The following is a 13,884-nucleotide window of genomic DNA, read 5'->3' as shown; positions in this document are numbered from 1 at the left end:
GAACAATTAAATGATTTGGGTGGGCGGGGAACAGCACTGCGAGATTCCGGCGGTGCTGGCATGACCCTTACGGATCGCACTCGGCCGCAGCGATATCGGCGGTCGCGCATTGCCACATTGCCGCAGCTCATCACTGCCGCGGTGGAAGTCAACCCGACGGGGATCGCACTGATCCTCGCCGATGCCACCGCGACGCGGGCTCGGCTGAGCTACGCCGAACTCGATGAGCGTTCGAATCGGCTGGCACATTTGCTGATAGATCGCGGCATTGGCCCAGATGATCTTGTCGCGGTGGCGATCCCGCGATCGGCGGAGTCGGTGATCGCGGTCTGGGCCGTTGCCAAGACCGGTGCCGGATTCCTGCCCGTCGACCCGAACTATCCGGCCGATCGCGTTCTGCACATGGTCACCGATTCGCGGGCCACACTCGGACTCACGGTGTCGGACAGGCGAGCCGCACTGCCGGACGCGGTGTCCTGGCTGGAGCTGGACCGCCCCGAATTCGCCGAAGTCACCCATACCTTCCCTGCCGAAATGGTCACGAACGCCGACCGGGCGCGGTCGCTGCACGGTGCGCATCCGGCCTACGTCATCTACACATCGGGTTCGACGGGTCTGCCCAAGGGTGTCGTGGTCACCCATGCCGGTTTGGCGGGACTGTGTCAGGAGCAGCGCGAGCGGTTCGCGATCACGGCGGAATCGCAGGTGCTGCACGTGGCATCACCCTCGTTCGACGCCTCGGTGTTCGAAATGCTGATGGCGATCGGTTCGTCGGCGACCCTGGTCGTGGCCGCGCCGGAGGTGTACGGCGGTGACGATCTGGCGGCGCTGCTGGCCCGCGAGGCCGTGACCCACGCGGTGATCACCCCGTCGGTGCTGACCTCCATGGACCCCATCGATCTGCGTGAGCTGCGCGTGGTGCTGGCCGCCGGTGAGGCGTGCCCGCCGGAGCTGGTGCGGCGCTGGGCGATCGCGGGTGAACGCCGTCTGTTCAATGGCTACGGACCCACCGAGACGACCATCTGGACCAACTGCGCCGAGTTGCTCCCGGACCGGCCGGTCACCATCGGCGCGGCCATTCGCGGTGTGACCGTTCACGTGCTGGACGAGTCGCTGCGGCCGGTGCCGATCGACGAGCCGGGTGAGCTGTATGTGGCGGGTGCGCTGCTGGCGCGCGGTTACCATCGGCGGCCGGGGCTGACGGCGGCCCGATTCGTAGCGAATCCCTTCGCGGACAACGGCTCCCGGTTGTACCGCACCGGTGATCTGGTGCGCTGGACCACCGATGGGCAGGACCTCGCCGCTCCGCGCCTGGAGTATCTGGGGCGCAATGACTTCCAGGTGAAGATCCGCGGTCTGCGGATCGAGCTGGGGGAGGTCGACGCTGTACTGGGCGGACATGAATCCGTTGATTTCAGCGTCACCATGGGTCATGAACTCGACAGTGGCGCAACGGTATTGGTCTCCTATGTGCGCGGCCGCGACGGTTCGGCCCCGCGCGAGGCCGAGCTGATCGCGCTCGCCGAGCAGCGGCTGCCCGCGCATATGGTGCCCGCGGCCGTCGTGGTGCTGGACGAGGTCCCGCTGACGCCGGTCGGCAAGCTGGACCGATCGGCACTGCCCGCTCCGATCCTGCGCGGTACCGTCTATCGTACGCCGGAAACCGCTGTGCAACAGGCGATAACCGAGGTGCTGGCGCAGGTGCTGCCGGTGCCGCGGATCGGCCTGGACGATGATCTCTTCGCGCTTGGGCTGGACAGCATCACCTCCATTCAGATCGTGTCCCGGGCGCGGGCGCGCGGCCTCGTCTTCAAACCCAAGGACCTGTTCGCGCACCGGACGGTGGCGGCGCTCGCCGAGATCGTCACTGTCACAGCGGAACCGATGACGACGCCGGAGCTCGGCACCGGTCCGCTGGTGCGGCTCGACGAGGCCGATCTCGAGCGACTACGACATACCTACCCGGCCATGTCGGATATCTGGCCGCTCACGCCCCTGCAATCGGGCATGCTCTTTCACGCGCTGCTCGCCGAATCCTCGGTCGACGCGTATATGACGCAGTTCAGCGTGGATCTCGGCGGTGAGATCGATATCGCCCGGCTGCATACGGTCGCGCAGGCCGTCCTCGATCGGCATGTGAACCTGCGGGTGGTCTTCGCCCAGGATGCGCACGGCGAGCCGATCCAGGTCGTGCTCGACGAGGTCGAAGTACCTTGGCGCTACCTGGATCTCGGCGACGGTGAACCGTATGAGCCCGATGCGAAGACCGCCTGGTTGATGGCCGCGGATCTGGCCGCGCACTTCGATATGGCGGCCGGGCCGCTGCTGCGCTTCACGCTGGTGCGGGTGGCTCCCGGGCGCTACCGGCTGTGGGTCACCAGCCATCACATTCTGCTGGACGGCTGGTCGCTGCCGCTGCTCATGCAGGATATGTTCGCGCTCTACGCGCTGGGCGGCGATATCGGCGCGCTGGCACCGCCGCGCTCGTACCGGGACTATCTGGCCTGGCTCGCGGCGCAGGATCAGGACGCCGCGCGGGCGGCCTGGCGGCAGGCACTGGCGGGCTTCACCGAACCGTCGCCGCTCGCGCCGGTCGACCGGTCTCGTGAAATCTCTTCGGGGATAGGTGAATTCGGCTTCGAGCTCGCCGAGGACGAGACCGCCGCGCTCGGCCGAGTGGCCAATGCCGCGGGCGTCACGCTGAATACCGTTGTCCAGGCTGCGTGGGGTCTGCTCATCGGCCGCAGCACCGATCGCGAAGATGTGGTCTTCGGTGCCACCGTCTCCGGTCGCCCCGCCCAGCTGACCGGTGTCGAATCCATGATCGGCCTGTTCCTCAACGCCATTCCGGTGCGGGTGCGACTGCGCCCCGCCGACACCCTCACCGAGGTGCTGCGGCGACTCCAGGACGAGCAGGCCGCGCTGCTGGACCACCACTACCTGGCGCTGGGCGAGATTCAGGAAATCGCCGGTATCGACGGCATATTCGACTCGCTGGTGGTCTTCGCATCCTTCCCCGTGGATGCCGCGGCGCTGGACGCGGCGGCGGCCCCGATCGACGAGGTCGGGCTGCTCGGCACCGCCGCGGTCAATGGCACGCACTATCCGGTGACCGTCATGGTGACGCCCGGCAGCACGCTGCGGGTCAACCTCAAGTATCTGCGGGACCTGTTCGACGAGCCCGCCGCCGCGACGCTCGCACAGCGATTCGCACTGCTACTCAACCGATTCGGTGCCGAACCGCAGGCCCGAGTCGTCGAGGTGGACGCGTTGCTGGCGAGCGAGCGGGCGGCACTGGTGACGGCGAACGACACCGAAATCGCCGAGCTGGCAGATGATTCGACGCTGCTCACCCTGTTCGACGCGCAGGTGGCGCGGACGCCCTTCGCCAACGCGGTGATATTCGGGGACCGTACGCTTACGTATACAGAGTTGGATACGCGCTCGCGAGAACTCGCGCGGGAGCTCATGTTGCGGGGCGTCGGTCCGGAGTCTCGGGTGGCGGTGGCCATGCGGCGTGGTATTGATCTGGTTGTTGCGGTTTATGCGGTGTTGCGTGCGGGTGGTGCGTATGTGCCGGTGGATCCCGATCATCCGGTCGAGCGTAATGAGTATGTGCTGGGGAGTGCGGCACCGGTCTGTGTGCTGACTCGGGCCGGTGAGGGTTTCGAAACCGATTCCGGTGTACCGCTTTTCTTCGTCGAGGCGCTCGCGGGTGCGAGTGAGATCGAGTTCGTCGGGTCGGCGTCGGTGCGGGCGGACAATGCCGCGTATGTGATCTATACCTCGGGGTCGACGGGTCGTCCCAAGGGTGTGGTGATCACTCATAGGCAGATGGCGAATCAGTTCCGTTGGGCGCAGCGGACGTATCCGCATGGTGCGGGTGATGTGGTGTTGCATAAGACGCCGATTACTTTCGATATTTCGACGTGGGAGTTGTTCTGGCCGTTGCAGACCGGTGCGGCGGTGGTTATCGCGGAGCCGGATGGGCATCGTGATCCGGGGTATATCGCGCGGATGATCGGCGAGTACGGGGTCACCTCGGTGCATTTCGTGCCGTCGATGCTGGAGGCGTACCTCGATCTTCCCGCCGTTGACAACCCTGCGCTGCGCTGGGTATTCGCGGCGGGTGAGGCACTCTCGGCGCAGACCGCGCGCAGGTTCGCGGCCACGCTCCCGGAGACGGATCTCGTCAACTGGTACGGCCCGGCCGAGGCGACCGTGGTCACCGCGCATCCCGCCGAAAGGGCTGCGGGCGTGGCGGTTCCGATCGGCAGTCCGGTCGCCAATACCCAGGTGCTGGTACTGGACCGTCAGTTGCGGGCGGTGCCGGTGGGTACGGCCGGTGAGTTGTATGTCGCCGGAGTTCAGCTCGCGCGCGGGTACGCGGGTGCGCCCGGGCTCTCCGCGGAGCGGTTCATCGCCTATGAGAATGGTGCGCGGCTGTATCGCACCGGTGATGTGGTGCGTTGGGTCGCGGATCCGGCGGGGAGCGGTCATGCGCTGGAGTATTTGGGTCGCAGTGATTTCCAGGTGAAGTTGCGTGGTCAGCGGATCGAGCTCGGTGAGATCGAGACGGTGCTGTTGAGTCATGCGGCGGTGCATCGGGCCGCGGTCACGCTGGTGCGTGCGGCGACCGGTGATCGGCTGGTGGCCTATGTGGTGCTCGAATCCGGTGCGGTGGTGGCGGATTCGGATCTGCTGGCGCATGCTCGTGCGGCGTTGCCGTCGTACATGGTGCCCTCGACGGTGGTGCGCTTGGTGGCGATGCCGCTCAATGCCAGTGGCAAGCTGGATCGGAAGGCGTTGCCGGAGCCGGAGTTCCACGCGCGTGCCTATCGTGCCCCGTCGACTCGGGGTGAGCGTGCGGTGGCGGAGGTGTTCGCGGCGGTGCTGGGTGTGGAGACCGTCGGGGCGGATGACGATTTCTTCGAACTCGGCGGCAACTCGCTCAGCGCCACCCAGGTGGTCGCCCGTTTGGGCGCGGCTATCGGGGCTCGAGTGCCGGTGCGGCTGATCTTCGATGCTCCGACCGTCGCCGGACTTGCCGAATACCTGTCTCAGCAGCGTGATTCGTCCTACGCGCCGCTGCGCCCGATGGAGCGGCCGGAGCTGATCCCGCTCTCCTATGCCCAGCAGCGCATGTGGTTCCTGAACCGCTTCGACACCGCCTCGGGCACCTACAACCTGCCCACCGCGCTGCGCATCACCGGACCGCTGGATGTGCCGGCCCTGCGCGCGGCGGTCCGGGATCTGGTGGAGCGCCACGAGGTGCTGCGCACCATCTACCCCGAACGGGTCGGCGTCGGCCACCAGGTGATCCTGGCCGCCGATGATCCCGAGGCCATGCCCTCCATGCCCATGGTCGATGTGTCGGAAGCGGAGATCGTGGCGACGGTGGCCGAGGCCGCAATGGCCGCCTTCGATGTGACACTCGCCCCGCCGCTGCGTATTCGCCTGCTGCGCTTGGGAACAGACGATCATGTCCTGGTCTGCGTGGTGCACCACATCGCCGGTGACGGGTTCTCGGCCGGACCGCTGACCCGCGACCTGATGACCGCGTACCTGAGCCGGATCCAGGGCCGCGAACCCGAGTGGACACCCCTCGAGGTGCAGTACGCCGACTACGCGCTGTGGCAGCGTGAAATCCTGGGCAGTGAGGGCGATTCGGAGTCCCTGCTCGCCCGCCAGCTCGACTTCTGGCGCACCGCCCTGGCCGGTCTGCCCGATCAGCTGGAGTTGCCCGCCGACCGTCCCCGGCCCGCGGTATCCAGCGGTCACGGTGGGACCGTGCTGTTCGAGATCGATCCGGTGGTGCACGCCGGACTGCATCGAATCACCCAGGAGCACAACGCGACGCTCTTCATGGTGTTGCACGCGGCACTCGCCGTACTGCTCGCCAGATTGTCGGGTACCCGCGATATCGCCATCGGCGCACCGATCGCGGGGCGCGGCGCGGCCGAGCTCGACGATCTGATCGGCATGTTCGTCAACACCCTGGTGCTACGCGCCGAGGTCGATCCGGCCGCCGGATTCACCGATCTGCTCAGTGCCGTGCGCCGGACCGACCTCGCCGCCTTCGAGCACGCCGATGTGCCGTTCGAACGGATTGTGGAGCTGCTGGATCCGCCGCGCTCACAGGCCCGGCATCCGCTGTTCCAGGTCTCGCTCACGCTGCAGAACCTGGCCCGCGCCGAGCTCACCCTGCCCGGAATCTCGGTCGCCGCCGTCGAGCTGGAGCTGCCGGTCACCAAATTCGACCTGGATCTCACCCTGGTTGAGGTGGTCGAAGACGGTGTGCAGCAGGGCATTTCGGCATCATTCGACTATGCCACCGATCTGTTCGACGCCGCCACCGTGCGGCAGTTCGCGCGGCGATTCGTGCGGCTACTCGAGGCCGTCACGCGCACCCCGGAGCTCGCGGTGGGTACGCTGTCGATTCTCGAGGATGGCGAATATGACTGGCTGACAAGGACTTCCGAGCCGAATGCCGCTGCCGCCCGGCTACTGCCGGAGTTGTTGACCAGGGGCGTCGAGCTGGGCCGGGACCGGATCGCGGTGCGTGCCGCCGGAAGGTCGTACACCTACGGTGAGCTGGACGATTATTCGTCCCGAGTGGCGCGGATGCTGATCGGGCGCGGCGTGGGCCCGGAAGCCGTGGTGGCGCTTGCCATCGGCCGGTCCTACGACATGATCGCGGCGGTCTGGGCGGTGGCGAAATCGGGCGCGGCGTATGTGCCGGTGGACCCGGGCTATCCGGTCGACCGGATCCGGCATATGGTCACCGATTCCGGTGCGGCCGTTGGACTTACGCTGTGCGATTTCGCGCGCGAGCTACCGGGTGACCTGGAGTGGCTGGCGCTGGACGATCCCTCGATCGTGCGGGATTACACGGCGGAGTCGGCCGCCGCCGTCACCGACGCGGATCGGGTCGCGGTACTGCGGCCCGAGCAGGTCGCCTACCTGATCTACACCTCGGGCTCGACGGGGCTGCCCAAGGGGGTGAGCGTCACCCACGCCGGTCTCGGCCCGCTGGTCGACTTCGGTGTCGAATTCTGCGATGTGACCGCGCGGGACCGGTTCCTGCACGTCTGTTCGCCGAGCTTCGATCAATCCGTGGAGGAGTGGCTGTACGCCTTCTCCACCGGTGCGACGCTGGTGATCGTGCCGGCGGGCACGGTGGGTGGCGCCGAACTGGGTGACCTGCTGCGCACCGAACGCGTCACGCACATCATGGTCACCCCGGGCCTGCTGGGCACCATCGATCCGATCGGGTTGGACGAACTGCGGTTGGTCGGCACCGGTGGTGAGGCGACCAGCGCCGAACTGGTGGCGAAGTGGGGTACCGGTCGCCGGTATCTGAACAGCTACGGGCCGACCGAGGTGACCATCGGCTCGACCTACGTGCGACTCACCGCGGCGGATCGGATCACCATCGGAGCGCCGGTGCCGGGCATCTCGGCGCTGGTACTGGACGAGCGGTTGCGGCCGGTGCCGCCGGGTGTCGCGGGTGAGCTGTATCTGGCCGGCGCGGCACTGGCCCGCGGATACCGCGGGCGGGCCGGGCTCACGAGTGAGCGGTTCGTGGCCTGCCCGTGGGGCGAGCCGGGAGCGCGCATGTACCGCTCCGGCGATCTGGTGCGCTGGGTCCCGGTCGGTGCCGGCTGGGAACTGGAGTACCTGGGGCGCACCGACTTCCAGGTGAAGATCCGCGGCTACCGCATCGAACTCGGCGAGATCGACGCGGTGCTCGGCGGGCATCCGGAGGTCGATTTCGCGGTCACGCTCGGACGTGAGAATGCGGCCGGGGCAACGATATTGGTCGCCTATGTGCTCGGACGGTCGGTCGATGCGGCCGAATTGCGGGAGTACGCGAGCCGATATCTGCCGTCGCATATGGTGCCCTCGGCGGTGGTGCTGCTCGATGAGATTCCATTGACGCCGGTCGGCAAACTGGATCGTGCGGCGCTGCCCGAACCCGAACTGGAGCAACGCGAATACCGCGCGCCCGCAACCTCTCTCGAAGAGATCGTGGCCGGAGTCTTCGCCGAGCTGCTCGGCGTGGAGCGGGTCGGGCGGGCGGACGACTTCTTCGAACTGGGTGGTAATTCACTGATCGCCACCCAGTTGGTGGCGCGACTCGGGACGGCCCTGGACACCCGGGTGCCGGTGCGCGCGGTCTTCGAGACCACCACGGTGCGGACCCTCGCCGCGTTCCTGGCGACCCAGGAGGGCGTCGGCGGGCGCATCGCGCTGGTGGCGCAGCACCGGCCGGAGCTGATTCCGCTGTCGCTGGCACAGCAGCGCATGTGGTTCGTGAACCAGCTCGACACCGCGAACTCGGCGTACAACGTGCCCGCGGCGCTGCGGTTGCACGGTGAACTCGATACCGCCGCGCTGCGGTCGGCCGTGCGCGATGTGGTGGCCCGGCACGAATCACTGCGGACGGTGTATCCGGAGTCGGACGGGATCGCGCACCAGGTGGTGCTGCCGATCGAGACCGCGGCGCCGGATCTGGAGCCGGAACCGGTCGCGGCGGCCACGCTGCTCGCGCGGGTGACCGCCGAGCTGACCACCGGCTTCGATGTCACATCGCAGATTCCCTTGCGAGCCAAGCTGTTCCGAGTCGCGGACGCGGACGGCGAGCCTGAGCACGTGGTGCTGTTCGTGGCGCATCACATCAGCGCGGACGGCTGGTCCATGGGGCCGCTGGCCCGGGATGTGATGACCGCGTACCTCGCGCGGAGCAATGGCCTGGCCCCGCGATGGGAGCCGTTGCCGGTGCAGTACATCGACTACACGCTGTGGCAGCGTGCGGTACTGGGCACCGAAGCCGATCCGGAGAGCCTGATCTCGGCACAGCGCGACTACTGGCGCGACGCGCTCGCCGGACTGCCCGATGAGCTGAACCTGCCCGCCGATCGGCCCCGCCCGCCGCGGCAGTCGTTCGCGGGCGGACAGGTCGTCTTCCGGATCGACGCCGATCTGCAGCAGCGGCTGCGGGCGCTGGCGCGGGCGCGGCACGCGACCCTCTTCATGGTCGTGCACACCGCGCTGGCGGTATTCCTGGCCCGTATGTCGGGGACCGAGGACATCGCCATCGGGACGCCGGTCGCCGGTCGCGGCGCGGCCGAGTTGGACGACATGATCGGAATGTTCGTCAACACCCTGGTGCTGCGCACCCGGGTCTCGGGGCGGCTGAGCTTCGCCGAATTGCTGGCGCGGACCAAGGAGAGCGATCTGGCGGCCTTCGCGCATGCCGATCTGCCGTTCGAGCGATTGGTGGAGCTGCTCAACCCGGAACGCTCGACCGCCCGCAATCCGCTGTTCCAGGTCATGCTGGCCTTCGAGAATCTGGCGGAAAACAGCTTCGAACTGCCCGGATTGCGCATCAGCGCAGTGGATTCCGGCGTGCAGACCTCGCAGTTCGACCTCTCGCTGACCGTGCGCGAGAGCCCGGATGACTCCGGAATGGACGCGGTATTCACCTATGCCCGTGACCTTTTCGACCGGGAGACGGTGGCCGAGTTCGCGGAGCGATTCGTGCGGCTGCTCCGGGCCGTCACGCACGGCGGCGACACCCCCGTCGGCGATCTGCCGCTGCTCTCCGATCTGGAGCACGCGGTGCTCACCCATATGCACGACGACGAGGTGATGGCCACCGCACTACTGCCGGATCTGCTCACCGCCGGTATGAAACTGGGCCGCGACCGCACCGCGATCCGCTATCGCGGTCATTCGATCAGCTACGGCGAGCTGGACGATTACACCTCGCAGCTGGCGCGGGTGCTCATCGAATATGGTGTCGGGCCCGAGCGGTTGGTCGCCGTCGCCTTCCCGCGCTCCTTCGAGACGGTGGCGGCGGTACTGGCCATCGCCAAGGCCGGTGGCGCGCATGTACCCGTCGATCCGGCCTATCCGGCGGATCGAGTGCGGCATATGCTCACCGATTCCGGTGTGGTACTGGGTATTACGGGACTTGCCTACCGTGATGCGCTGCCGGGCGGGGTGGAGTGGCTCTGCCTCGACGACGCGGCGGTGGACGCGCGCTGCCTGGCGCAATCCACCGACCCGGTGACCGACGCGGATCGGCGCACTCCGCTGCGCATGCGGCATCCCGCGTACGTCATCTACACCTCCGGCTCCACCGGAATGCCCAAGGGCGTCACGGTGACCCACGCCGGGCTGGGCGGACTGACCGATTACGCGGTGGACCGCTACGGCATGCACGCGGGCGACCGGGTGCTGCACAACTGCTCACCCAGCTTCGATCCCTCTGTGCTGGAGTGGATCTGCGCCTTCTACACCGGGGCGACCCTGGTGATCGCGCCCGCGGAGATCATGGGCGGTCCCGAACTCGGTGAGCTGATTCGCGCCGAGGAGGTGGACCACGCCCTGCTCACCCCCGCGGTGCTGGGCACCCTGGACCCGGCCGACCAGGACCGGCTGCGCATGCTGTCGATCGGCGGCGATGTGACCACGCCGGAGCTGCTGGCCAGATGGGAGCCGGGGCGGGTATTCCACAATGCGTACGGGCCGACCGAGACCACCATTATCTCGACCTACGCGCGGCTGCGGCCGGGGCGGCACATCACCATCGGCCAACCGGTGCACGGTATGTCGGCGCTGGTGCTGGATTCACGATTGAATCCGGTGCCGCCGGGGGTCGCCGGTGAGCTGTACCTCTCCGGTGGCGCGCTCGCCCGCGGGTACCGGAATCGGGCCGGGCTCACCGCGGAGCGGTTCGTCGCCAATCCGTGGGGTAAGCCGGGCTCGCGGATGTACCGCACCGGCGATGTGGTGCGCTGGTACGCCGATCCGGCCGATCGCGATGGGGCACAGCCGAACTGGGAGCTGGACTATGTCGGGCGCTCGGATTTCCAGGTCAAGATCCGCGGCTTCCGCATCGAGCTCGGTGAGATCGACGCGGTGCTCGGCCGCCATCCCGAGGTCGAGTTCGTCATCTCACTCGGGCGCGAGAATGCCGCCGGGGCAACGGTTCTGGTCTCCTATGTGCTGGGCGTTCCCGGAACCGCGCCGCAGCCGCGTGAGCTCATCGAGTTCGCGGCAGCCAGTCTGCCCGCACATATGGTGCCCTCGGCCGTCGTGCTGCTCGACGAGATTCCGCTGACACCGGTCGGCAAACTGGATCGCAAGGCGCTGCCGGAACCCGAACTGGCACAGCCGGAATACCGCGCGCCCGGCACCGGGGCGGAGGAGTCCGTCGCCGCCGTATTCGCCGAGGTGCTCGGTGTTTCGCGCGCCGGGCGCGATGACGACTTCTTCTCGCTCGGCGGCACCTCGCTGCTGGCCAGCCAGGTGGTGAGCCGGTTGCGCAAGGCGACCGGCGCACAGGTCATGGTCGCCTGGTTCTTCACCGATCCGACCGTGGCTGGCCTGGCCGCGCGGATCGAGGCGGAGCTCGGCGGCGCGGAGGCCGAGGCCGCCGATGTGGCGCTGGGTGTGGTGCTGCCCATTCGCGGCACCGGTAGCCGGACGCCGCTGTTCTGTGCTCCGCCGATGGCCGGAATGTCCTGGTGCTATGCGGGATTGGCGCAGTACCTGCCCGAGGATCAGCCGATTCTGGGCTTGCAATCCCCGGCGCTCACCGAATCCGGATACTGGCCGGAGTCACTGACCGAGGTGGCGCGGCGGTATGTCCGGGAGATGCGCGCCATCCAGCCGCACGGGCCATATCGGGTGCTGGGCTACTCGCTCGGCGGGACGCTGGCCCAGGCCATCGCCACCGAACTGCAGGCGCAGGGGGAGCGGACCGATGTGCTCGCGATCCTGGACGCCTATCCCGATGCGGATATGTCGGATTTCCGGGACGCACTGCGCGACGAATTCATCGCGCTCGGCGTGACCGACTTCCCGGAGGGCGATCTCCAGGAGCTCGGGGATGACGCACTGCTCGCCCTACAGGCCGCCATTCCGGCCGATCTCGCGGTCTTGACGCTGGAGCGGCTACGCCGGATCTACAGCGGTGCGGTGCGCACCATCGAACTCGGATCCGCGTATCGGCCGAGCAATTTCGATGGCGATCTGGAGCTGTTCCGGGCCGAGTACCGGGGCCCGGACGAGCCCGCCTACGGGCCCGGCCACTGGCGGCCGTTCATCGGCGGAGCCATTACCGACCGGCCGGTGCCGGTCACCCATCAGCTGATGGTGGGGACCGACGCACTGGCCCTCATCGGACCGGAGCTGGCGGCACTGCTCGACGCCGCCGACCGTGGACCCGCGCCCGTGCCGGGGCCGCTGCCGATCGAGGACGAATCCTCGGATTGGGCTATTACACAGGTGCTTCCGGTGATCACCGCGCTGCCGGGAATCCAGCCCGATCCGATGGCGACCACGGTGCTGCCGGTCATCACACCGGAGACTTCAGAGGCTCCGCTGGCCCGTGCCATCGCCGACCGGCGCAGCACGACCGACACCGTCTCGCCGCTGCCCGCCGGTGCGGTGAGCCTGCTCGCGGTCGAGCCCACCGGATTGCATGTGCGGGCGATCGCCCTGGATATCGCCGCCGGTGTCTCCGGCTCGCGCGTGCGGCGTTCGGTGGCCGGTCTGCGCGACCGGCATCCGGCCCTGTGGGCGCGGCTGCGGCAGGACGGCGAGCCCGCGCTGGAGATCCCGGCCCGGGCGAACTCCGATGACGCCGTCGTCTGGCAGATCGATCCGACGGTCGAGACCGTGGGAGATCCGATCGCGGCCGTCATTCACGCGGCCGCCGCCGAGCTCGACCCGGCCGCGGGCCGCAATATTCGATTCGTGCTGATGGACGGCATCGCACCCGATCTGGATCCGAGTCCGGATCCGGCCGATCGGCCCGGTGCCGTACTGATCGCCGTCGCCAACGGCCTCATCGTGGACGACACCTCCTGGCGGACGATTATCGAGGACCTGACCGCCTCCTGGTCGGGTGGGCACGGCGGCCCGCCGCGGAGCCTCGGCGGTGATTCCGTCGAACTCGCGCGGGCCAACGCCGAGCGGGCGCAGCGACCCGATACCGTCGGCGAATTGACCTGGTGGCGTACGGCATTGGCCACCGCCGCGGCGGGTGTCGCGGCCGATCCGACGGCGGATCGCTCGCGCGGGCGGATAACGGTCGCCATCACCGGCACCGGTGCCGCCGCGGTCGACGCCGTGGCCCGTCGCTATGCCGCCACCGTCGACGAGGTGCTGCTCACCGCCTTGGCCGTCGCCTGCTGGGATGAGGAGAGCGAATCGGTGCGCGCCACACTGGGTTCGGTGGTCCGGCTGGTCGCGGACGGCCGCCGAGGTGATCCGGCCGGGCAGTACGCGGTGGGAGCGTTCAGCACCGGGTATCCGTTCCCGCTCGCCGCGACCGGGGTGGATCACGATGACGTGCGCCGGGGTGGTGCGGCCGCCGGGCAGGCGATCACCCGGGTGCGCGATGCCCTGCTCGCGGTGCCGTCCCAGGGTGTGGGCTTCGGACTGCTCCGGTACCTGAACCCCGCCGCGGCCGCGGTGCTGTCCGGACTTCCGCAGGGCCGCATCGGTTTCCGATACCGCGATCTACGCCCGGCCCGGGTGTATCCCGAGCCCGTCACGGACGAGTTGTTCCTCGATATCACCGTCGACACCACCGCGGACGGCCTGCTCGCCCGGTTCGACTTCGCGGGCGCGGTGCTCGAACTCGACCAAGTCAAGGCGCTTGTCCAGGGGTGGGTACAGGCTTTGGGCGGGCTCGCCGAGCACGGAGAGGGGATCGATCACTAGCATTGCGTCCTTACACCCGTTTCTACGTGGACACCTGTCATCGGAGTGCCGGAAGGTACCCTGACGACGCGATGTCCATGTAGAGGCGCAGGTCGTGCCCACTCCCGATGCCGTGGCGCTGGTGTGCCAGAGCCCCGGCTG

1 pseudogene is annotated in these 13,884 nt (G+C 68.2%); it reads left to right on the top strand.

Annotated elements, in window-relative coordinates:
• Positions 1 to 60: 60 nt before the first annotated feature.
• Positions 61 to 13,743, top strand: a pseudogene (locus OHB26_RS07460) (amino acid adenylation domain-containing protein); the annotation flags it as partial.
• Positions 13,744 to 13,884: the final 141 nt, after the last annotated feature.

It is taken from the genome of Nocardia sp. NBC_01503 (genome assembly GCF_036327755.1).
In the GTDB taxonomy this organism is placed as follows: domain Bacteria; phylum Actinomycetota; class Actinomycetes; order Mycobacteriales; family Mycobacteriaceae; genus Nocardia.
The sequence above is the reverse complement of the archived record's forward strand: the minus strand, read 5'-3'. Positions and strand labels throughout refer to the sequence as shown.